At 70.7% G+C, this 21,531-nt stretch carries 19 protein-coding genes and 1 pseudogene; 3 read left to right on the top strand and 17 right to left on the bottom strand.

Features of this window, described 5'->3' with window-relative positions; translation table 11 throughout:
* Window positions 1-573 precede the first annotated feature (573 nt).
* Complete coding sequence (locus KPL57_RS73255; protein ID WP_374203946.1) at window positions 574-840, top strand: hypothetical protein; 267 nt, start codon at window positions 574-576, stop codon at window positions 838-840.
* Between the two features lie 1,085 nt (window positions 841-1,925).
* Here the strand turns inward: KPL57_RS73255 and KPL57_RS58105 are convergent.
* The 11 genes from KPL57_RS58105 to KPL57_RS58155 all read right to left on the bottom strand — a co-directional run bounded on the left by KPL57_RS58105 (window position 1,926) and on the right by KPL57_RS58155 (window position 14,858).
* Window positions 1,926-2,462, bottom strand: a complete 537-nt coding sequence (locus KPL57_RS58105) for a glycerophosphoryl diester phosphodiesterase membrane domain-containing protein (protein WP_226358613.1) — start codon at window positions 2,460-2,462, stop codon at window positions 1,926-1,928.
* The gene (locus KPL57_RS58110) at window positions 2,432-3,112 is read right to left on the bottom strand and encodes a hypothetical protein (RefSeq protein WP_226358614.1); all 681 of its coding nucleotides are present in this window, start codon (window positions 3,110-3,112) and stop codon (window positions 2,432-2,434) included. Before KPL57_RS58110 ends, KPL57_RS58105 begins: the two co-directional genes overlap by 31 nt.
* 155 nt (window positions 3,113-3,267) lie before the next feature.
* Complete coding sequence (locus KPL57_RS58115) at window positions 3,268-3,825, bottom strand: hypothetical protein (protein WP_226358615.1); 558 nt, start codon at window positions 3,823-3,825, stop codon at window positions 3,268-3,270.
* A gap of 64 nt (window positions 3,826-3,889) precedes the next feature.
* Window positions 3,890-5,638 carry a hypothetical protein gene (locus KPL57_RS58120; protein WP_226358616.1) on the bottom strand — a complete coding sequence of 583 codons (1,749 nt, stop codon included), beginning with the start codon at window positions 5,636-5,638 and terminating at the stop codon, window positions 3,890-3,892.
* A gap of 190 nt (window positions 5,639-5,828) precedes the next feature.
* A protein-coding gene (locus KPL57_RS58125; RefSeq protein WP_226351113.1) for an IS3 family transposase occupies window positions 5,829-7,093 on the bottom strand; the annotation gives its coding sequence in 2 pieces (ribosomal slippage) (window positions 5,829-6,742 and window positions 6,742-7,093; 1,266 coding nt in all).
* Window positions 7,094-7,153: 60 nt separating this feature from the next.
* Entirely contained in the window at window positions 7,154-7,750 is a 597-nt protein-coding gene (locus KPL57_RS58130) for a DUF4913 domain-containing protein (protein WP_226358617.1), read from the bottom strand.
* On the bottom strand, window positions 7,747-8,313 hold the full coding sequence (locus tag KPL57_RS58135; RefSeq protein ID WP_226358618.1) for a TraM recognition domain-containing protein: 567 nt from the start codon (window positions 8,311-8,313) through the stop codon (window positions 7,747-7,749). Before KPL57_RS58135 ends, KPL57_RS58130 begins: the two co-directional genes overlap by 4 nt.
* Window positions 8,243-9,982, bottom strand: coding sequence for a type IV secretory system conjugative DNA transfer family protein (locus KPL57_RS58140; RefSeq protein WP_226358619.1), 1,740 nt, complete (start codon window positions 9,980-9,982; stop codon window positions 8,243-8,245). The genes KPL57_RS58135 and KPL57_RS58140 overlap by 71 nt, the downstream gene beginning before the upstream one ends.
* A gap of 444 nt (window positions 9,983-10,426) precedes the next feature.
* A complete protein-coding gene (locus KPL57_RS58145; RefSeq protein ID WP_226358620.1) occupies window positions 10,427-11,959 on the bottom strand; it encodes a hypothetical protein in 1,533 nt (510 codons plus the stop codon).
* Window positions 11,960-11,990: 31 nt separating this feature from the next.
* The gene (locus tag KPL57_RS58150) at window positions 11,991-13,517 is read right to left on the bottom strand and encodes an SCO6880 family protein (protein ID WP_226358621.1); all 1,527 of its coding nucleotides are present in this window, start codon (window positions 13,515-13,517) and stop codon (window positions 11,991-11,993) included.
* A gap of 6 nt (window positions 13,518-13,523) precedes the next feature.
* A complete protein-coding gene (locus KPL57_RS58155; RefSeq protein WP_226358622.1) occupies window positions 13,524-14,858 on the bottom strand; it encodes a hypothetical protein in 1,335 nt (444 codons plus the stop codon).
* A 111-nt stretch (window positions 14,859-14,969) separates the two neighbouring features.
* Here KPL57_RS58155 and KPL57_RS58160 point away from each other — a divergent pair, with 111 nt between their 5' ends.
* On the top strand, window positions 14,970-15,470 hold the full coding sequence (locus KPL57_RS58160) for a hypothetical protein (RefSeq protein ID WP_226358623.1): 501 nt from the start codon (window positions 14,970-14,972) through the stop codon (window positions 15,468-15,470).
* On the opposite strand, the gene KPL57_RS58165 is transcribed toward KPL57_RS58160, so the two are convergent.
* Both KPL57_RS58165 and KPL57_RS58170 read right to left on the bottom strand, forming a co-directional pair.
* Window positions 15,467-15,799, bottom strand: a complete 333-nt coding sequence (locus tag KPL57_RS58165; protein ID WP_226358624.1) for a hypothetical protein — start codon at window positions 15,797-15,799, stop codon at window positions 15,467-15,469. The genes KPL57_RS58160 and KPL57_RS58165 overlap by 4 nt on opposite strands.
* Before the next feature lie 42 nt (window positions 15,800-15,841).
* Window positions 15,842-16,378 (bottom strand): hypothetical protein, encoded by a 537-nt coding sequence (locus tag KPL57_RS58170; RefSeq protein WP_226358625.1) that lies wholly within the window; start codon window positions 16,376-16,378, stop codon window positions 15,842-15,844.
* Between the two features lie 312 nt (window positions 16,379-16,690).
* Here KPL57_RS58170 and KPL57_RS58175 point away from each other — a divergent pair, with 312 nt between their 5' ends.
* On the top strand, window positions 16,691-17,344 hold the full coding sequence (locus KPL57_RS58175; RefSeq protein WP_226358626.1) for a hypothetical protein: 654 nt from the start codon (window positions 16,691-16,693) through the stop codon (window positions 17,342-17,344).
* An 87-nt stretch (window positions 17,345-17,431) separates the two neighbouring features.
* Here the strand turns inward: KPL57_RS58175 and KPL57_RS58180 are convergent.
* From KPL57_RS58180 to KPL57_RS58195, 4 genes and pseudogenes are all read right to left on the bottom strand, one after another.
* Window positions 17,432-18,025, bottom strand: a pseudogene (locus KPL57_RS58180) (transposase family protein); the annotation flags it as partial.
* Window positions 18,026-18,068: 43 nt separating this feature from the next.
* Window positions 18,069-18,653: a recombinase family protein gene (locus tag KPL57_RS58185; protein ID WP_226351775.1), complete on the bottom strand. Its 585-nt coding sequence runs from the start codon at window positions 18,651-18,653 to the stop codon at window positions 18,069-18,071.
* A 246-nt stretch (window positions 18,654-18,899) separates the two neighbouring features.
* Complete coding sequence (locus KPL57_RS58190; protein WP_226358627.1) at window positions 18,900-20,192, bottom strand: transposase; 1,293 nt, start codon at window positions 20,190-20,192, stop codon at window positions 18,900-18,902.
* A 27-nt stretch (window positions 20,193-20,219) separates the two neighbouring features.
* Window positions 20,220-21,500 carry an IS256 family transposase gene (locus tag KPL57_RS58195; RefSeq protein ID WP_226352943.1) on the bottom strand — a complete coding sequence of 427 codons (1,281 nt, stop codon included), beginning with the start codon at window positions 21,498-21,500 and terminating at the stop codon, window positions 20,220-20,222.
* Window positions 21,501-21,531 lie beyond the last annotated feature (31 nt).

Here is a 21,531-nt window from a genome sequence, read left to right on the forward strand (position 1 = left end):
GCGGAGTTGATGGAGGATCGGCGGGTGTTGCGCAATGTCGGGGGGAACCTCAACGACGGGGTCTCGCTCGGGTCGCGAACACCGGTGGGGTGGTGGAGGCGTCGGCGGGGCGGGTGCTGGACCTTGTCAGCAGGGCGGTGGAGCGGATCGATGCGACGGTCGCGGTGGTGGATGAGCAGGTGGGGGCGGAGCGCGCGGTGGTGCGGTCGCGGGCGCCGTTCCCGAGCCCGGTGGGCGGCGGGGGCGCCGGTTCGGATGGGTGCGGGGGTGTGGGGTGATCGCGAAGATCAGTCGGGGGTGGCGCCCGTCCGGGCTCGTCCGCTACTTGATGGGCCCGGGGCGGGCGAATGAGCATGTGGGGCAGCGGGTGGTCGCGGCGTGGGACGGCTGTGCGGAGGCGCATCAGCCGGGTCGGCGTGCGGATGGGTCGTTCGATGTTGCGGGGTTGGTGGCGGAGTTGAGTGATCCTGCGGTGGCGGCGGGGGTGTCGTTGACGCCGCCGGCGAAGGGGGAGAGGCGTCCGAAGCAGGGCCGGTGTGGCATTGCTCGTTGCGGTGTGCGCCGGAGGATCCGGTGCTCAGTGATGAGCAGTGGTCGCAGGTGGTTGAGGATTTGATGGATCGGACGGGGATCGCCCGGCGTGGTGATGTGGATGGGTGTCGTGGGGTCGCGATCCGCCACGCTGATGATCATGTGCATGTGGCGGCGGTGTTGGTGGGGCAGGTGTCGGGGCGGCGGGTGTCGCCGTCGTTTGACAAGCGGCGTGCGCGGGAGACGTGTCAGGCGTGGAGGAGCGTCTTGACCTGGTGCGGACGGCGGGTGTGGATCGGTCGTCGGTGACGGGTCCGTCGCGGGCGGAGTTGGAGAAGGCCGCCCGGTTGGGATTGACGCAGCGGCTGGGGGAGCTCTCGGACTCGTCGTCGCGGGAGTGGTTGCGGCGGCAGGTGCGGGCCGCAGCAGTGCAGGCGCGGGACGCGGAGGCGTTCGTGTCGGTGTTGGCGGATCGGGGGTGATGGTGCGGCCTCGTTACGCGGTGGCGGGGGATCGGGCGAGCGGCATGGTGGGGTATGCGGTCGCGGTTCCGCATGATGTGAACGGGGTGGGGGAGTCGGTGTGGTCTCCGGGCGGCGGTTGGCGGCGGATCTGTCGTTGCCGAACCTGCGGGGCGCGTGGGCGTCAGCGGAGCCGGTCGTGTCGGTGGAGTCGGCCGGGGTGCGGCGGTATCGGTCGCGTGCCTCGCGTGTGGAGCGGGCGGCGGCGGTGGCCGGTGCGGTGTCGGCGATGGGCCAGGCGAGCGCAGCGCTGAGGGAGGCGGTGTCTGGGGACGGCGGGTTCGCGTCGTCGTTGTTGCTGAGGGTGCTGGTCGTGGTGGGTGATGGGGTCGTGCATGCGGTGGGGGACATGCTGGCTGCGGTCGAGACGGTCACCGCTGGTCAGGTGGTGCTCGGCAGGTCGGTGGTCGGGCGGGGGCCGATCTGGATCGGGCGGTGCGGGTGCCGTATCGGGTGCTGCCGGTGCGGTGGTCGCCGGCGGCGGAGGCGTTGCGGTCGGCGGCGTGGCGGTGGGCCGCTGCGGGTCCGTTGGGGCGTGATGGGGGGGAGGACGCGGCCCGGTTGATCGCTGCGGTGGCGGCGGTGGTCGCGGGAGGTGGTGGCGTTGCGGGAGGCGCAGCAGCGTCCGGCGCAGGCCGCGGCGGCGCGGCGGAGCTACGCGGCATTGACCGCTGTCCCGGCCGCGGCTGTGTCGCCGCCGGTGGGGGTGGTGCCCGGCGCCAGGTCCCCGGTGGCGGTGCAGGATCGTCGAGAGCCGCCCCGCCCGGTGCCACCGCGGCGGTCCCCGGTCCACGAGCACCGTCCGAGCCCGGGTCGGGGCCCCGGGCTCGGACGGTAGCGCCGCTGGTGCGGTTGTGCCGTTGGCCTGCGGGTTTACGGTTCGAGGCGGGCGTCGTGGATGAGGTCGGTGGCGTAGTTCTCCCGTCGGATGCGTTGGTCTTGATAGAGCAGGGCGGTGGCGCCGGTGCTGTAGCTGCAGCTGATCCCGAACACCGCGGCCAGGACAGCACCGACGCCGAGGATCGCGATCCAGAGTGGTCCGGTGAATCCGATCGCGATGGCGGCGGCGAGGGCGGGCAGGGTGATCAGGGTGGCCACGATCAGGAGGATCACGCTGATCGCGACGAGGACGGCGAAGCAGCGCCACCAGGAGCGGTGGACCAGGTCGAGGGAGCGGCGTAGCGCGGCTCCGGCGGTGAGTCCTTCGACGATCACGGCGGCGGGGGCGAAGGCGATCAGGACCGAGACGTAGATCAGTAACAGGACTGCGGCCACGGTCAGGATGCTGGCGAGGACGACGATGGTGTCCGAGGCCTCGGCGGGGGCGTCGGGGGTGTTCCAGAACGGGGCTGCGGCGGCGGTCTGGATCGCGGTCGGGATCAGGCTGAGCGCGGTGAGGACCGCCCACACTCCGTAGAGGGACCGCAGGTGAGGGCGGGCGGTGGCCCAGGCCTGCGACAGCGATACCCGACTGTGTCCGAGGACGGCGGGCGCAGGGTGGACAGCACCATGGCCGCTGCGGGTGGGGCCACGATGAAGTAGAGCGCGACCAGCAGGAGGGTGAACAGCAGGTCCTGCGGTGAGGATGCTGCTGCGGCGGTCTGTGCTGCGGCTTCTGCCGCGGCCGGGTCCGTCGCCTGCGCGGCTGCGGCGGCGGCGTTGTCGATGGCGGTGGCCGGGTCGAACAGCCACCACCAGGTCAGCCCGCCGCCGCCGATCAGGACCAGTGCTGCGAGCAGGGTCGGGACCAGCACCGCGGCGGGGTTCGCCCGGACGAACCGAACCGCCGCGGCGGCGATCTGATACCACCGCAACGGCTGCAACGCCATGATCCCCGGCCGCGGCCCCGGCCCGCTGGGTCCTGCCGGAACGTCTTCTTTCATGTTTCCCTCTTTGTTTCGATGAGAAGTGAAATGGGTTGTGCTTTCGCTGACCGGTGGAACTCGAGGGTCCTGCGATGGTGACGTGGGGTCTTTTTCCTTGCGGTGGAGTGTGAAGTTGAACCACAGGGTGACTGCGCCTTGCAGGATGAGACTCGCGAAGAAATCAAGTCCGCCCACGGCTCATCCGGGAAAATACGTGCGGACAGATACATCGCCACGCCGCACCCGCACACAATAATAAAAGCAGCAAGGAAGGACGGCTTCTTGGCGGGTTCAGCAGGCATGGTTCCCGGCTCGATCGGGAAGTGCCCCGACTCTGGGGAGGGGTAGGGTTACTGGAAGCATCCGCTCACCACGGCATTGAGTGAGAAGAATTCGAGGAGTATGCCCTGGGCGACGCCGCCGCCGTTCTGGACGATAGCGGCCTGCGCGGCAGCGGCTGCCGCGCCGACGGACTCTCCCCGCGCTCGCGCCGCCTTGAAAGCGTCGATGCCCAGTTGGGCGACCTTCTTGACACCTCCGGCGGCTTTGATCGCGCTCTTCAGCTTGAGGATCTTCGCCGGGGCGAAGCCGTTGGAGATGATCGCGATGGCGATCGCCGAGCTGCACACCCAGGCATTTGCTCGATCGGGCGGGGAGAGATGATTCCTCTTCCACTGATCCCATGCGGCATCACTGACAAGCACGGACTCGGGGATGGACTCAATGAACCGCAGCCCCTCTTCAAGATTCTTACTGTCCTGCCCGGCGAAAGTTTCCTGGACGTGCCGTTCCGCTGGTCGCGGCGTGTGGGAAGGTGCTGCGGCGGCGAATCCGGTGGTCATGCTCATCGGGATCGCCGCTGCCAGGATCACAGTGATGGTGCGTTGTGCGTACGTCGTCGTGCTCACGCTGCGTAGTACAGCACGATGCGAATCGTCCGATCAAGATCAGATGCGTATCGCACATGCGTGGCTACGAAGCGTGCAATTTCGGGCAAGTATCGCCCGAAATTTCATGTATGCGCGTTTTCGCCTGCTTAGGGGTGCTGTCGTGGGGTGTGTAGGCGTTTTGTCGTTTCCGTGCGAATCGGGTCGGGAGCGGCGGGGCGGGCTGTGCGGTGCCGATGGTGGTCCTGGTGACGACGCCGTCGGCGGTGCCGGTCGCGTCGGTGCGCTCGGCTGCTGACACCTGGTCCGCGGAGCTCTCTTGTTTCTGCTGGTCAGGAACGCGTTCCGGGTGCTGTACCTGGGCGGGTACGGCGTCGTGGGCAGTGCCGGGGGCGATGTGCTGGGGTTCGTCGGCTCGACCGATGGGGTGGTCGGCGGCGAGGAGGGTGTCGATGTAGTCGTCGTCGGCGGCGGTGCCGGCTCCGCGGGACGCGCGCAGGGCTTCGCGGTCGAGGACGTTGGTCGGGTCGAGCTGGTGGATGTCGAACGGTGTCGGCGGCACCTGCTCCCGGTCCGGGGTCTGTTCCTGGGCGGTGGCGTCGGCGGTGTTCTGCCCGTCGGCAGCGTCGTCTCCAGCAGTGGCGTCTCCGGCGGTGGTGTCGTGTCGTCTGTGGAAGGTGATGCTGCGGTCGAGGAGGGAGCGCAGGTAGATCGCCGGTGCCCGCGCGGTGCGGACGCGGTGGGTGGGGATCCGGGCGAGTTCGGCGGCCAGATAGCCGGTGGTGGTGTCGTCGCGATGCCAGGCGTGGAGTTGGCGGGCGAGGCCGGGCCAGTGCCGACATCCGGTGACCGCGGCGGTGGTGTCGTCGTCGAGGTGGCGGTGCAGAAGCTGCGCGGCAGCGGAGAGGTCGGTCCCGCGCTGCGGCACCGTCTGCCCGGGGCCGTCGGGCGTGGTGCTCGGCTGCTGCTGTGTGCTGGGGGTCAGGGTGTCGAGCGCGGCGATCAGCGCGGCGCGGGGATGGTCGCGGTCGAGCCGGTCGGGGTCGACCGCAGCCAGGACGTCGGCGGGGCGGTAGCCGCGTTCGTCGAAGGCCCGGAGCCGCTGGTGCAGGTCCTCGAGAGTTCCGCCGGCCGGGGCAACGCTGTCGGTGTCGGCGCTGTCGGTGTCGGTACGGAGGATTGCGGTGGCGCGGTCGGGGTGGTGGGGCCAGGCGGTGTACAGCGCGTGCCGGACGTGGTCGGTGAACTGGGTGTCGGTGGTGCGGAGTTGGGTGCGGGCGTGGTCGGCGCGCAGGCAGCCGTAGACGCCGAGGTCGCGGAGTTGGAGCAGGGTGCGTTGCTGGCCGTGGGTGAGTTCGTCGCGCAGGGCGGTGGCGAGGTCGCGGTCGGGGACGACGACGAACACCGATAGTTCTTTGTCCCCGCGCCGGCCGTGGGCCCACAGTCCCCAGCGGCCCCGGCCGCCGGAGGGGGCGTGGGCGGGGATGGGGCCGATGGTGGTGTGGACGGTCCACCCGAACTGCGGTTCCGGGCTGGTCAGCTCCTCGAACCCGGCCGCAGCAGCAGCAGTGGTGTCGGTGGTGGCGGCGTGGTGGAAGGCGGTCTCGTCGGCGGCGGCCATCGCCGCGACCCGCGGGTCGAGATCGGCCGCGTACTGGGCGCCCCGGCGCAGTGCGGCGTGCTGGTCGCTGAACGCCGCCCGGCCTCGGTCGAGGCGGTGTTGGCGCAGGGTGGTCGCGATGGTCAACGCGAGGCGCACCCAGGCCTGGGACTGCTCACGGCCGAGCCCGAGGGTCGGGACGTCGTTGATCGGCGCGTTTGTCGTTGTCGTCATCGCTGCGACTGCTCCTTGTCGTCTGCTGCGGCCTCGTCATCGACTCCGGCGCCGGGCTCGGTGGGGTCGGGTTCGTCGGGGTGGTGGTCCTGGCCGAGGTAGCCGACGGTGGGGTCACCTGTGCCGGGGGTGCGGTGGCGGCCGCCTGGGCAGGCGGGCCTTGACCCCGGATCTTGGACACGGTGGTTGATTACGCGGCTGTGGCTGTGACGGTAGCCCGGAGGGCCTGTTCGTAGGTGTTCGGGGACAGGTGCTGGCAGTAGGAGTGCCGTCGGCGGGTGTTGTAGCGGGTCAGCCATCTGAAGACCTGCCGTCGGCAGGTGGCCGCGTCGGGCCAGCAGGTGCTGTCCTGGAGGACCTCGCGTTTGACGGTGGCGTTGAACGACTCGGCCAAGGCGTTGTCCGCCGACGACCCGACCGCGCCCATGGAACGGGTCACCCCGAGCCGGTCGCAGAGCTCGGCGTAGGCACTCGAGGTGTAGACCGCTCCGTGGTCGCTGTGGAAGACCGCCCCGCGCAGCGACCCACGAGCCCGTTCCGCGGCGTGGAGCGCGTCGTTGACCAGGTCGGTGCGCATGTGATCAGCCAGGGCCCAGCCGGCGAGTTTGCGGGAGCAGCAGTCGATCACCGTGGCCAGATACAGGTTCGTCCCGCCTGCGAGGGGCAGGTAGGTGATGTCACCGACGTAGACCTGGTTCGGTGCTGGGGCGGTGAAATCCCGCCTGAGCAGGTCGGGCACCGTCTGCCGGGGCTGCTCGACGATCGTGGTGTGCACGCGGCGTCGGCGGCGGTAGCCGGCGATCCCGGCCGCGCGCATGACCCGCGCGACGCGTTTGTGGTTGACCCGATCGGCGGCGGCGACACCGTCGTTGAGCTCTGTGGTGGCCCGCGGCGCACCGATGGTGTTGTCGCCGTCATGGATCGTCTGGATCCGCGCCACCAACACCGCATCACCAGCGGCCCGCCGCGCCCGGACCGGGGCCGCAGCCAACCAGGCGTAGAACGACGACCTCGAGACGTGCACGAGCTCGCACAACCGCTTCACCTCGAAGGTGTGCCGGTGGTCAGCGACGAACTGGAAGCGGGTCACCAGCGCGTCTCCCCCGCGAAATACTTGGCCGCCCGCTGCAGGATCTCCCGCTCGGCGGTCAGCTTCTTCTCGCTGATCTCGAGTTCACGGACCCGGGCCTCGAGACGGGCGATCTTCTGCCTCGGTGGTTCCTCCCCACCCAGGCCCGACCCCGGCGTGGTACGCATGGGCTGTACCGGGCTGGGGCAGCTACTGCCATCAGCTGCGGTCTTGTTCCCCGTGCCGTGGATCGTGAGCCAGTCCCGCAACGTGCCCCGCGCGATGCCCAGGTCGTCGGCGATACCACGGACGGTGGCACCCGGGGTGGACTCATACAGATCAACAGCCTGCCGACGGAACTCGTCGGTGAAACTCTTCCTGGCCATGATCGCTGGATCATCTCGCTTCCCCAGCAGTGCTGGAATCAGCGTGTCCAAGATCTGGGGTCAAGCCCCGGCGGAGAACGGCCCGTGGTCGCTCATCAGGACCTCGAGGGCGTGGTCGAGGTGTTCGTAGTAGGCGACCAGGGCGGTGCCGGTGCCGGTCTCGGGGTCGGTGGCCTCGACCCAGGCCCGGTACAGGGCGGCGAAGCGGGCGAGGGCTTCACGGTGACGCCACCAGGAGCGACACCACCGGATCCGCCCCTGGCCCTGAGGCAGTTTCCGCTCGCACCGCTCGGCGATGGTGCACCGCACCCACGGGAGCAGGACTCGTATGTCCGGCTCGGTGTTGCGCTCCTGGGCCGCGCTCGTGTCCTGGGGCGCGGTCGTGTCTGCGGCGGCGCTACTGGTCTGCCCGTCCTCGGTCCTGGTCTCGGTGCTGGGGTCGGCTCCGGTCGTGTCGGTGGACATGGTGCGGGCGGTGGCGGTCAGGGTTTCTTCGAGGACGTCGAAGGACTCGGCGAGGTCGTCGAGTCGGCTGTCGAGTTCGAGTAGCCGGTGGTGGAGCAGGGTGTTCTGCGCCGCGAGTGCCGTGACCGCCGCCGCCGTCGCCAGCGGGGTCGGAGCCGCGCCGACGCCGGCGGTGTCGTTGTCGCTGGTCACGGCGACTCCTGGCCGTGGTGCTGCTGGTTGTGGGTGTGGAGGCGGCGGGTGAGGGGGTTGTCGGCGCCGAGGTGTGTGATCGCGGCGTGTCGCACGTCCGCGCTGGCCGCAGCGGCTGCGGCGGTGATGTCGTCGTGGGTGTGTCCGGCGGCGTCGGGTTCGCGGTACCAGGGCAGCAGTTCCAGGACAGTGGGTCGTGTCCCGGTGGCGAGGCAGATGGCGTAGCGCTTGTCGAGGGCGGCGATGTCGGCGACCGACATGGCCGGTTTGTCCCTGGTGGTGTGGGAGGTGGAGGTCCCGCCGCGGGAGTGGGTGTGCGTGACGGTGGGGAGTTCGAGGTCGCCGAGGAGAGCGGCCAGGTGGCGGGTGAGGTCGAGGTCGGTGACCCCGGCGCCGATCAGGGTGATGGTGGCGGCGCCCCAGAGTTTGTTCATCCCGGCAGATCCCCAGACGTCGGTGCCTTGGGGGAAGGACTGCAGGAACGTGGCGACCTCAGGGCCCCGGCAAAGTCGCGATAGGCGGCGGTAGTCGCCCCACGCGGCCTTCTGATTGCCGCGCTGCACCTGCCCGGGACCAGCTATAGCGCCGAGCGGCGGCGCAGCTGCGCCGCTTGTCACGGCTCGCCACAAGATCATCTAACGACTTTGCCGGGGCCCTGGTGGCGACCTGGATGCTGTGCGAGCCGAAGTAGGAGTAGAGGGCGGGCAAATTGGCGATCGGGCACACGTTCGCTGCTTCGTCGAGGATCACCCGCACAGGCGGGTCGCAGCGCCCGCCCTGGGCCGCTGCTGCCTGGGTGGCGACGCGCAGGAGGTGGTCGACGAGCGCGGCGATGACCGGCGCCCCGGAGCCGGGTCCGTCCTGGGTGAGTAGATACAGGGTGTCGCGCGGCGGCACGATGTGTCCGGTGTCGGGGTCGGTGTGGCCGACGACGAAGGTCCACGGGTCCAGCTCGGCCACCGCGGCCGGGTCGTCGGGTGGGGTGCGCCAGGTCGCGGGTGGGGTGATGATGCGGGTGACGTGTTCGTTCTCCAGGGCGCCCAGGGTGGTCAGGGCGCCGGCGAAGATCCCGCCGCGGGTCTCACCGGGTGCTTCGTACTGGGCTTGGAGGCCGTCGGCGACCTCGGTGAACCCGTGGGCACGTAGGACCGCGACGGGGGTGGGGTCTTCGGTGGCGGCCCAGCGGCGGACGTCACGGATCGACACCGGCACCCCCGCCGGGGTGCGGTCGCTGTTGCGGGCGGCGTGGGCGGCGGCCAGGACCAGCGCGGCGAGCAGACGCCGGGAGGACTGGGCGAAGAACTCCCCACTCCCACTCCCAGCGCTGCTGGTGGGGGTGGTGAAGTGGGCGAGCAGGGTGGAGGCGTCGGCGAGGTCGTGCACCGCAGCAAGGGGGTCGAGCCACCAGGCCTGCTCGATACCGGTGAGGTGCTGTGGGTCGGCGACCCACACCCGGGCACCGTCGATCCCGGCGCGCAGGCGGGCGGTGAGGGTGTAGATGTCGTTTTTGTTGCTGGTCGCGATCACCGGGCCCGGCGCGGACAGGATCGCGGGCACGACCAGCGCACTGGTCTTGTTCGAGCGGGGCCCGGCGATGACCAGGACGACGTCTTCCTCCGCGGCATAGACCCGCCGAGCCCGCTCCCCGCCCAGGACGCTGCCCATGCTGTTGCTCGGGATGCGGCCGAGGAGCATGCCGAGGTCACGCTCATCCACCCGCCCACGATCGCGCCGCCGACCTCGGTGCGGGGGCGGCTCGTTCTGGCCGTGCTGCTGGGCGGGCTGCTGCTGGTCGAGGAGGGAGGGGCGGAGCTCGGTGGCGCGCTGGTGGGCGGCGGGTCCGCGCATCCCGGGCAGTGCGTTGCGGGTGAGCGCCGCCGGGGGCCGCTGCGGACGGGTGGCGTCGCGCAGACTCCAGGTCACGGCGCCGGCGACGATGGCTGTGGTGAGGATGATCGCGGTCCCGGCGAGGACGGTCCAGAACAGTGGTCGGGACCCGGCCGGTCCGATGAGTGGGTCGAGGCTGCCCGCGCTGCCGGCGGCGATCAGGGCTTTCGCGGTGGGCGCTCCCCACAGGGGTGCCGTGTCCGGGGCGGCGAGCGTTGTGGCCGACCAGATCAGTGTGACGGTCGAGGTCCCGGTGGTGAGGACACCGAGCAACGCGAGTGGGGCGGCGAGCTGTGCCCACGGGATCCCTGACGGGGGCTGCGACGAGCTGGTCGACGCGGTCACGGTGTCGTCCCCGCCGCGTCCTGCCTGTCGCCGTCGTGTGGGGAGAGGCGGCTGGTACTGCTGCCCCTGACCGGTCGGGGGCCATGGCCCGGGGCAGCAGCGCCAGCGTCACCGGAGGTGTGTCCGGTATCGCGGCGGTGATGCTGCCAGCCCTCAGGCCCGTCTGGGGGGTTGTGATGGGGTTCATCACTTTTGCCCGAATGCTCTGGTGGGTGCCACGGCCGGGTCTTCCCGGACCGCGGGCCGGCGATCGCCAGGACAGCGCCGAGCTCGCACCCCGCTACCGACAGAGCTGTCGATCTCGGTGCTGCCGATCTCGGTGTCGATGGTGCTGGCTGTTCTGCCCGCGTAGCGATATCAGCGTCGGCGGGGTGGGGTCGCTGCAGGTCACAGGGCTCGGGCGTGGCCACTGGGGCCTCCTGGTCGGCCATGGATATCTCCTGGTCAGTGCTGGTGTCGGGGTGGGTGCCAGGTGTGTTCGGTGTGGTAGAGGTCGAGTTCGTCGCCGGTGAGGGTCAGGTGGATCGGGAGGCCGGTGCGGCCGCCGGACTTGATCAGATATTTGCCGCGGCCGGGGTGGAGTTGTCCGGGGACCCAGGTCGGTGGTGCGGCCCAGCCGTGGATCATCGCGGTCTCGGCGGCGCTGAGCGGGGTGATGGCGTGGAGGCGGTCGAGGTCGGCGGTGTTCATGCCGCCGAGGATGGTGATGGCGTTGCGCCCGGCCAGCCCGCGGGCTTTCGCCCGGTCTTCCGGTGTCGGGAGGGCGTCGAGGTCGTCGAGGGAGTGGGTGACTTGGGCGGAGATCTCCCCGCGTGAGCGGCCCAGGCGGGTGACGCGGTCGGAGAGTTCGACCAGTCCGGGTGCGACCCGCAGGGCCCGCCAGAGCTCGTCCTGGACCCGGAACACCGTCCGGTGGCCGCCGAGCGTGGCGGCGGCGGTGGTGACCCCCGCCGCCCACGCCCAGGCCGAGAGCATGGCGGCGGCGACGACGTCATCGTCGTCGTGATCGAGCGCGGAGATGTCCAGGGACAGGGCGGGGGTGTCGAGGTCGGCGGTGACCGAGGACGGTCGGTCGAATAGGCCGCGCATCGCGCCGGTGCACAGCAACGCGAGGGTGTTGACCAGGTCGCGGGCCTCGCGCCGGTACTGGGCCTCGGTGTCGGCGGCGGTGACAGCCAGCAGGCTGGCCGGCGGGGTGGTCAGGACGTTGAGGATGTCACCGAGCACCGGCTCCGCCCCGCCCCCAGCGCCGGTCCCGGTGCCGTTCCCGGCGTTGTCTGGGGTGGTGTGGTCGAGGGCGGTGTCGAGTAGTCGGCGTTCAGTGACGGTGATCGGCCCACGCCGCACGATCACCACGAGTGCTTCGAGCAGGGACAGGCGCCGCGCGCGGATCGTCTCGACCAGCTGGGTGCGTTCGGTCCCGACCGCGGCCCGTAGGGCGGCGCGCAACGGCCCGGCATCGAGGGGGTTCAGGCAGTGGAGTCCGCGGCCGAGGCGCCACACGGTCCCGCCGAGGTGCTCGACGAGGGCGGTGTATTCGCCTTTGACGTCGCCGGGGATCACCGCGGTCGCCCCGAACGCGACCAGCCCGGTGAGCAGACGTTTCACGATCGTCGATTTCCCGATGCCTGGTTGACCCTGGATCCACATGCCGGTGTTGGACACCAGGCCCGACCGGAGCCAGTGAGCGGGGTCCAGACCGACGGGTTCCCCGGTGTGCAGATGCCGCCCGACGGGGACGCCGCGGGGCGCAGCACCCCCGGCTACGGCGAACGGGAACAGTCCGCACACCTGGGAGGTCGTGGCCTGCCACATCATCCCGGGCTCGACGTTCGCCGCCCGGCCGCCGCCGAGCCCGGGCCAGCCCCACGCCGGGGGCAGGTCCCGTCCCCGGGTCTGCTGCGCGGTGACGAGGTCGGGCGCGGCCGGATGGGCCGGCTCACCCGGCCAGCCGGCCCCGGGAGTGGTCGTGGTCATGAACGTCTGCTCTCTGCAGGGTGAGCGGCGGCTAGTGGCGGTGGTGGAGTTCGTCGGGGTTGACGCCGAGGCCGAGGGCGGCGGCGAACCCGGCGGCGTGGGCGCCGCCCAGTCTGCGGAGCCGGAGTTTGCTGTGGCCGGCGCGTTGCTCGCAGTCGGCGACGGCGGCGGGGAGCAGGTCGGGGTCGGTGACGGTGGTGGTGGCATAGAGGGTGAAGCGGCCCAGGCCAGCGCCTTCGGCTTCTTCTCGTGCGGTCTGGACCGCGCGGGCGAGGTCGTCGCGGTCGCGTTGGGTCTCGTCGCGGCGGGTTTTGCGGGCCCAGGATCGGCGGATGTGGGTGTGGGTGATCTCCCGTTCCACCTCGGTCGCCGCCGCAGCGGCGTTGAAGGGGGTGTAGAGCAGGGTGGTGCGCCGCGCGAAAGGGCCGGGGGCCAGCAGTGGAGCGAGGATGCGGTCCATGACAGCTTGTCTCGGTGCGTCGATCATCGCCCAGGACACCGACATCCCCGAGTCGTGCCGCCAGTGATCCCAGGATTCCCGAGCGCGGATCGGGGCCGCATCAGCCCACTCGACGGCCCAGTGCTGTGACGAGTCCGGCGGCGCACCGCCGCCGTCACCCCCATCAGCAGCGCCAGCAGCAGCGGCGGCTGCTGCGAGATCAGCGCGGGCTGCGGGGTCGTAGGCGGCGCGTAGGTGATCGGTCAGCCAGTGGGTGGTGGCACGTCCCAGGACCGCGACCCCGGTCGCGGCCAGGGCTCGTTCGGTGCCGGGCAGCCATCGGGTGACTTCGGCGACCGCGGCGGGGAGGTCCGGGGGGCGTGGGGTGGCGCGGGATGGGTCGAAGCAGAGCGCGACATAGGTGGCGACCTCGGCTGCGGAGGACGGTGCGGCGGCGGCGAGGGCGGCCATGACTGCCCGCGCCGGTGCGGGGGCGTCGGGGTGCAGGCGGGCGGTGACGTCGTCGCGCAGGGTCGCCCCGCCGGTGGGGGAGGTGTCCACGGTGACGCTGAGGTGGCGGATCATGGGTTGGTAGCCGAGGTCGGCGAGGAACGCGCCCCACTGCGCGACCCAGATATCGGCCTGGGCACGGTCGATCAAATCCAGCCCGACCGGGGACACCCGCAACACCGCGGTCAGGGTCCCGGTGCGCCGGTCCCAGAGCAGGCCTTGGCGGGAGCCGCGGCCGTCGTCGGTCGAGAGCGGCACCACCGCCGCGAGGGGGCCGGGCAGGTCGTGGCGGCGGGGATGTTCGGTGAGTAGCCCGCCGGACAGTTCGGTCCAGCCGGCCCGCTGGGCGCGGTGGAACCGCAGCCGCCGGGCGAACAGGCCGGTGATCGACTGTCCGTCGACCTTGACCACCGTCACCGCGACCGCCGCCGCACCCACCACAGCCACCGTGAGCGCGGCGCGGCCGGAGACGATCGCGACCAGCGCCGGGACGACCAGGGCGGTGAACACGACTTTCGTCTCGGTCGGTGACAGCGTGCCGATGCCGAACCCGCGGGCGCGGCGCCAGTTCCCATAGGTCCGCCGTGCTGTGCCTGTGCTGCTAGCCATGCCTGGTCACCGTCCTGTCCCGTCGGTGCCGGAGCCGGGTGGGGCCGCCCCGGCACCCGACGGCCCGCCAGCGCTGCCATGGCTGCCTGCGCCGGGGTCGGGATCGGGGTTGTTGCGGGTGGGGCTGCTCAGCTGGGCGGCGGTGGTCTCGGCCGCCGACTGCGCGGCCTGCACCGCCGCCGCTCCAGCGGCCGCCGCCGTGGCGGGCCCCGACACCGCAGCACCACCAGCACCAGCACCAGCGCCACTGGCAGCCCTGGTGCCCGCAGCGCCGGGCCCGGCGGCGGCGCCCGGTGCCGTGCCGGGGGCCGGTGTCGGGGTGCTCTGCGGTCCGGCCGTAGCCCCAGAGCCCGCTCCAGGGGGAGCGGGGGTCCCCGGGCCGCTGCCGGCGCCCGGGCCGGGCCCGGCTCCACCGGCTCCCGGGCTGGTGCCAGGCGGTGTCGCAGCAGGTGGGGTGGTCCAGGCGGGGGCGCTGTCGGGGCCGGTCAGCTCCAGTGTGCGGGCGTTGCGCATCCCGGCCAACGACACCGCCCCGGTCGCGGCACCAGCCGCCATTCCGCCGGCGGAGCTGCTGGTGATCGTGGTGCCGGTGAAGGAGAAGAACCGCATCAGCGCCGGTAGGGCGATCACCGCGAGGGCGAGGATGACGATCCCGACCAGGATCGCGACCCACTCCGGGCCACCCCCGGCCGGGGTGGGGGTGGCGATCAGGGTCATCCCGATCGCGTAGATCAGCCCGGCGATCGGCTTGTAGAAGATCAACGCGGCCAACCACGCGACGACGGTGGGGAGCCACCGGCGGGTCGCCCCGGACAGCGCCCCGGCTGCGGCGATCGGGAGGACCGCGATCAGCACGAAGATCCCCGCCTGGCGGACGAACATCGCCAGCCACTGCAACACCCCCAGCACGAGGACGATGGCGCCGAGCAGGATCTGCGACCCCACCCCCATCTGCGACAGCTGCAGGACGGTGGTGAGGCGGTCGACGAACTCCGGCAACGCCGCCCCGAGGAAATGCGTGGTCGCCGCATCCGCCCCAGCGAGCGCGGTGACGGCGAGTAGGACCCCGACGGTGGTGGCGGCCACGAACTGGATGAGCCCGGCGGCGGCGTCGAGGAGGGGTTCACCGCGGCGGGTCAGGATCATCTTCCCCACCTGGCACAGCAGGGTGATGGTGACGATCGCGGCCACGATCGGCCCGGTCAGCACCGCGAACCGCTCCGCATGCGCAGCCAGGCCGTCGAAGACGGTGTCCTCGGCCAGCCACCACGTCAACAAGGCGGCCAGGATCTCCGCCGCCGACTCTGCCAGAGCACCCCCGGGATCTGTCCAGAACCCCATACCTCACCCCACCCCCATAAAGAGACACCCACACGCAGACGTGGACGTGGACGTGGACGTGCGGGATACCGGCCCGGGCCCGGCCGGGGCGGCCGGGGAGGATGAGCGACCGTGAGTGACGGCAAAGGCGAAGGTAATGGCGCAGGTGAGGGCGAGGTCGAGGTCGATGGTGCTCTTCTTGTTTCGGTCGGTCAGGTGTTCCCGTCGCTGGGATGGAACCCGGTCGAGGTCAACTACGTCCTGTCGGAGTTCCTGATCGAGCAGATCCGGGAATACCGGGTCGTCGATGCGACCGTTGCGCCGTTGCCTGACCCGACCGACGGGGTCGTGCTGACGGTGACGGTGCTCGCCACGGGGGAGCTGCCCGGCGGGACCGCGGTCGCTGACGGTGTCGCGCAGGCGGTGGCGGCGATGCAGTCGGCCTGGTTGTGGCTCAACGCCGGGCTGTCCGCGAACGGTCTCGCAGAGGTCGACGATGAGATCATCCGGCGGATGATCCTGTTCGGGGGCCGGGACCTGCAGGTCCGCTACCTCGACGCGCCCACCCCGGAGGAGGAACTCGACGTCTCCGGGTTCATCCGCTCCCAGCTGTTGGTCGATCCTCAGCCCTAGAGGAAGACCGCGACGATCCCCGAGGCTCCTGCGGCCAGGGCGAGGCCGCCGACGACCCAGAGGGTGCCGGTCAGGCCGTCGATGGCCATCGCGTGATTGCGTTTGCGGCCGATGACGATCATCCCCGCACACACCAGCAGCCCGACCACCCCGGCGGCGATCAGACCCCACTTGATCCAGCCGATGATCTGATCGACGAAATCGCCCAGCTTCCCCGGTGGGCGCTGCGCCGGCGGGTCTGGCGGCGCCACCTGCCCCGGCACCAGACCCGGGTCCAGGGCGGTGAGCGTGTCGGACGTCGATACTGCAGCGGTCATCACCAGGGACATGAGAGCTCCTCGAACGGGGACGCGGCAGCGCCGCGGTGGTGGTCATGCCGGACGCACCCGAGCACCCGGCGACGCCACCACGACCGGACCGACCGGAGCGACCGGAGCGGCGTCGGCCGGGGCCGACCTGACGTCGTGCTCGGGAAGGGCGGCGTGGTCGGGGAGGGCGAGGACGGCGTCGATCACTTGCCCCAGCGCGCGGACCAGCGCTCGTTCGGGTTTCGACAACTCCGCGGGGTCGAGGGCCAGGAGCTGGGCGGCGCGCTGGATCGGGCGCAGCATGTCCCGCCAGACGGTCACGAGGGGGATGGGCACGATCGCGGCGGTGTGTGGCTCGATACTGCGTAGCCGGTTCCGCGTATTCGAACCCCATGCCGCGCCAGGAGCATCGTCGACCACAGCCAGCACCGGCGGGCTCGGGGTGTGCTGCAACGCGTGCGCCGCACCGCCGACCGAGGACACCGTCGACCGGCACACCACCACCGCCACCTCGGTCTGCGCCCGATACACCCCCCGATCCACACCACCCACCGCCGCAGCCAGCACCGACGTGCCGACCCCGCCGGCGACCCCGGCCACACGTGGACGCTCCCGCACACCCACCACCCCAGCCCCATCCCCCGACACCCCGCCGGGGAATGCCACCTTATTGAACGGAATCACGAGCGGTGAAACCATACATGCTCGATGGGGTGCCGCGCACGAACGCGACGACCGAGGCCGGGCAGGCCCGACCCGCACCGCTGTGGGCCACCGCGCGTCGTCGGGTGGTCGTCGGCGTCGGTGTCGGCGTCGGTAACGCCGCTACCTGCGGCGGCGATATCCTGAAACGCGAGACCGGACAAGACGGACACGGCGGACATGACGGACGGGTCGGGAGGTTCGGGGCAGGTGGAACGGTCGTTCCTCGAACCCGACCTGCGCCGAACCCGCCGTGGCCGCCGTGGCCGGTTCGGGGTGATCCTCGGTCTGGTCATCGCTGGGGTCGCCACCCTGGGTGGGGCGGTGCTGCTGTCGGTGTCGCTACTGTCGTCGGTCGGGCCGCCGCCCACGACCGCGTCCGCGGTCGGCGCGGCCGTCGTGACTCCCGACGGCGTGGGGGTGGCCTCGGCTGATCCGCTGATCACCGCCCAGCGGTGGCTGATCGCCACCCGCAGCATCTCCCACACCGATCCGGACCCGCTGGCCTGGACCGCCCGCGCCGCGCCGCTGCTGACCGGACCCGCCGCCCGCGCCAACGACCACCTCGTCACCCATGGGGCGCGGACCGGGGGCGGCTGGCCACAACTGGTCGCCGACCGCTGCAGCGTCACCGTGTCCGGGCTGGCTGCGGTGATCCCACCCGAAGCCCCGCGGAGTAGTGACCGGGTCGCGGTGCAGGTCTCCGGTACCGTCCACACCCGCTGCACCGAGCCCCACGGGCCACGGACACCGCCCGAACCCGTCGCAGCCACCCTCACCCTGACCCGCGGCGGCATCGACAGCAACAGCGGCAACAGCCCCGGCGGGGACAGGCTCTGGCGCGTCCACGAACACCTCCACTAAAACCACCACCGACCTCCAAAGCCGCCGTTGCCGTCAGAGCAACCGGCCGGCGCACAACATGAGCCTTTTTCATCGTGTTTCTGCTGGTCAGCGGCGGGTTTCGATCCGGTTCAGGACGGTGATCACGGCGATGACGGTGCTCGCGTAGCGGGGGCAGCAGCGGAGCCGGTCCAACACGTGCCAGCCCTTGAGCTCGGCGACGGCTTGTTCGACTCGGCACCGGATCCGGGTGTGAGCGCGGTTCACTGCTTTCTGCCCGGTCGACAGGTGTGGTCGGGTCCGGTGCCGTTTGTAGGGGGTCCGGATCGTCCCTCCGGCGCCTTGGTAGGCCTTGTCCGCCCACGTCTCGACGTTCCGGCTGGTCAGGGTGTCGATCACCCCGACGGTGCGGGCCGCGGTCACATCGTGGGTGGCCCCCGGTAGTGGTGGGGACGCCCACAACAGTCGACCGAACGGGTCGGCGAGGATCTGGACGTTCACGCCGTGGCGGCGGTGTCGTCCGGAGTAGTAGCGGCGCTGCCCGGCGACCCGGTCGATCGGGACCAGGGTCCCGTCCAGCAGCACCCAGGCCAGCGATACCACCCGGGCCGCGACCTGGGTGATGTCCTCGGCGAGGGCGGCAAGCAGGGCCAGGGTGTCGTGGACATAACGCCAGGCGGTGCTGGTAGCGACCCCGAACCCGGGGCGCCGGTAAGGGAGTTGTCACCAGCCGCAAACGAGTCGATCATTGCTGGTCAGCGGGTTTATTTTCGGTGAGGTTGCGGTAGAGGGTGGCGCGGCTGACGCCGAACGCGGCTGCGATCTGGTCGGCGGTCTGGCCGGTGTCGAGGGCGGCCTGGGCCGCGGCGAGCTGGTTGGGGTCGAGTTTGCGGGGTCGGCCGGGCAGTTTGCCCGTGGCTGCGGTGGCCTCGCGGGCGTGGGCGGCGCGTTCGCGCATGAACACTCGTTCCATGTGTGCGAACAGCGCCAGTAGCGCGACGGCGAGTTCGGCCATCGGCGAGTCGTCGGTGGTGTCGATCGGGATCGGGTCCTTCAGGGTCTTGATCCCGATGCCCTGCTCGCGCAGCTCGTGCACGACGTTGAGGCATTCGCGCAGATTGCGGCCGAGTCGGTCGAGGTTGGTCGCGATGATCGTGTCGCCGGAGCGGGCGTAGCGGCGCAGCTCGGTGAAGCCGGGCCGGTCGATGGTGGCGCCGGTCTTCTTGTCGGTGTAGATCCGCTCGTCGGGTATGCCGTGGTGGCCCAGGGCGTCGAGCTGTCGTTCGAGGTCCTGGTGTGTGGTCGAGACGCGGGCGTAGCCCAGTTCCATCACGTCACCGTCCTGGCCTGGTCCCGGTCGGCATCCAGGGCGGCGGCGATCCGCGGGTCGGTAATGGCGGACTCGCCGGTCATGATCGTCTCGTTTCCTCCCGCAACTGTCTCATAAGTTTACCATGTGGCCGTGTTTCGAGGCGGTGTTTCGACGTTAGATTGTGAGACAGCGTGACCTGGGGTGATGTCGATGTCCGAACTCGCCTGCACGCTGTCGCGGAACCTTGGTTTCGAGACCGGCCAGTCAGCCGCTGGAGGCGGCGGCGGCCAGGCGCAGACGGGCGTCCATGTTCAGCCGCACCTCGCCGTAGGGCAGCACGTGCGCCCAGAACAGCGGCGTCAGCCCGCGCCGATCCTCAGCGGTGAGCGCGTCGTCCCACTCGGAGCCAGCGAGCAGGTCCTGGATCATCAGGGTGTTCACGTACACCAGGGCGGCCTGCAAGATCCGCAGGCACAGCACGCTCATCTCCTGCTCGTCGCGCCGGTTGGTGGCCAGGTCCCCGCCCTTGCCGTAGAAGATGACCGCGTTGGCCCGATTCCACGACTCGACCACGTTCAGGCCCTCGTGGATCTCTCGCTGGAGTGCCCGGCTGTGCAGGTAACGGGCCAAGAAGATGGTCTTTTGCGCCCGGCCCAGCTCGATCATCGCCTGGTAGGTCGGGTGCGCTGCGTTGGCCTTCATGAATCGCCGCAGGATCGCCTCGGTCGAGGCGGTGCCCACGCGGATCGCGGTGGCGTACTTGAGCATCTGGTCGTACTGCTCAGCGATGCGGTCCCACCGGACCGGGCGGGTCATCGCCGGTGCCAGACCCGGCCAGGCGTCTGGCTCGCCAGCAGCCGGGCGGTACAGCTTGACCTTGTTGATCCGCTTGATCCTCGGCAGCAGGTCGAACCCGAGCAGCTTCGTGATGCCGAACCCGATCTCGGACTGACCATGCGTGTCCACGTAATTGGCCTCGACCTGCATGTCGGTGCCATGCCGGATCGCGCCGTCGACCATCGCGTGCACCTCGGAGGCCGAGCAGTTCAGCCGCTGCGAGTGGATCACCACGGAGCCGCGCTCGACGTGCCAGTAGATCAGCACCCCTCGGCCGCCGTAGCGGGAGTGCCACTCGGTGAAGATGTTCTGGTCGAACGCGCCGAAGTGAGTCGAGTCGCTGGCCACGGCGGTGGATCCGTCGCCCCACAGTGTCTGCTGGCGGGCGGCGAAGGTGGCGTTGGCGATCTCGATCGCGATCTGCCGCGCGGCCTCGGTGCTCAGGTAGCGGCGCCGGGCGTAGCGAATCTCGTCCTCGGAATGCCCGTGCTCGCCGCCGGCGACCGCACGGATGCCGGTGTTGGTGCCGTACCCGTAGATAGCCAGCAGCAACCGCTCGGCCAGCACGTGCTCGGGCAAGGTGCCGCGGTCGGCGACCGAGGTCACCGCCGACAGGCAGCCGGTGCGCAGCACCGCCTCCTTGAGCATGTCGATCAGCGGCACCGTGCCCCACCGGGCCTGCACAGCCTGCTTGAGCCGGCGCAGGTTGCGCGGGAGCAATCGTCAAGACCTGTGGATGAAGATCTTTTAGGCGGCTTCGGTGTGGGTGTGGGCATCGGGTCGTTCGACGAGGCGGCCGGCGTCGAATCGGGCTCCGGCTCGGACGAGGGCGACCAGGTGCGGTCCGTTCACGGCGCGCCATCGGTTCTGGGCGGCCTCGATGAGTTTGAACGCCATCGCCAGTCCGGCCGCGCGTGACCCGGGCCCGCGGGTGACCCGGGTGCGGTGGCGGACGGTCGCGAACGTGGACTCGATCGGGTTCGTGGTGCGTAGGTGTTGCCAGTGTTCGGCGGGGAAGTCGTAGAAGGCGAGCAGTTCGTCGAGGTCGTCACCGATCTTCGTGACGGCCTTGCCGAACTTCGCCCGGTAGGCGGCCTCGAAGCGGGCCACGGCGTCGAGGGCTCTGCGCTTGTCCTCGGCGTTCCAGATCTCGGTCAGCGCCTTCTTCGCCCCCGGATGCGCTGACTTCGGCAGCGCGGCAAGGACATTGGCGGTCTTGTGGACCCAGCAGCGCTGCTCGCGGGTCTGCGGGAACACCTCGCGCAGCGCGCCCCAGAACCCGAGCGCGCCGTCAGCGACCGCGAGCACGGGTGCTCGCATGCCGCGCCGCGCGCAGTCGCGCAGCAGATCGGCCCAGGACTCGCTCGACTCGCGGTAGCCATCGGTCAGGGCGACGAGTTCCTTGCCGCCGTCCGCGCGGACTCCGATGAGCACGAGTAGGCACAGCTTGTGTTCCTCGAGGCGGATGTTGACGTGGATCCCGTCGGCCCACAGGTAGACGTAGTCCACACCGGACAGGTCTCGGCGGGAGAAGGTCTGCTGTTCGGTCTTCCAGGTCTCGGTCAGTCTGGTGACCATCGACGCCGACAGGCCCGCGGTGGAGCCGAGGAACTGCCCGAGCGCGGGCACGAAGTCCCCGGTCGAGAGTCCGTGCAGATACAGCAGCGGTAACACCTCGGTGATCTTCGGAGTGCGGCGGCACCATCGCGGCAGGATCGCCGAGGAGAACCTGCAGCGGTGCCCGGTCTCGGGATCGATGCGGCGGTCGTCGACCCGCGGGGCGACAACCTCGACCGCGCCGGCCGAGGTGAGGACCTCGCGGGGCTGGTGGGTGCCGTTGCGGACCACGAGCCGCCGGCCGTGCTCGTCGCGCTCCTCAGCGTGGCGGGCGATGTAGTCATCGACCTCGGCCTGCAACGCCTCGGCCAGCATCCGGCGGGCGCCTTCGCGGACCAGGTCGTCGATCAGCGAGCCGCCGCCCCGGCGGGGTTCATCGGTGTCAGCAGCTCCAGGAACTACGGTGAGCACGGGTCGTACCCTTCCGGCCGGCGTTGACCCG

The organism is Pseudonocardia sp. ICBG601 (genome assembly GCF_020496245.1).

Coding starts and splice junctions, on each gene's coding strand:
- KPL57_RS58145 (WP_226358620.1), bottom strand. CDS start 11,959: ATGACCACGACCACTCCCGGGGCCGGCTGGCCGGGTGAGCCGGCCCAT.
- KPL57_RS58150 (WP_226358621.1), bottom strand. CDS start 13,517: ATGGCTAGCAGCACAGGCACAGCACGGCGGACCTATGGGAACTGGCGC.
- KPL57_RS58120 (WP_226358616.1), bottom strand. CDS start 5,638: ATGACGACAACGACAAACGCGCCGATCAACGACGTCCCGACCCTCGGG.
- KPL57_RS58185 (WP_226351775.1), bottom strand. CDS start 18,653: ATGGAACTGGGCTACGCCCGCGTCTCGACCACACACCAGGACCTCGAA.
- KPL57_RS58155 (WP_226358622.1), bottom strand. CDS start 14,858: ATGGGGTTCTGGACAGATCCCGGGGGTGCTCTGGCAGAGTCGGCGGCG.
- KPL57_RS58165 (WP_226358624.1), bottom strand. CDS start 15,799: ATGTCCCTGGTGATGACCGCTGCAGTATCGACGTCCGACACGCTCACC.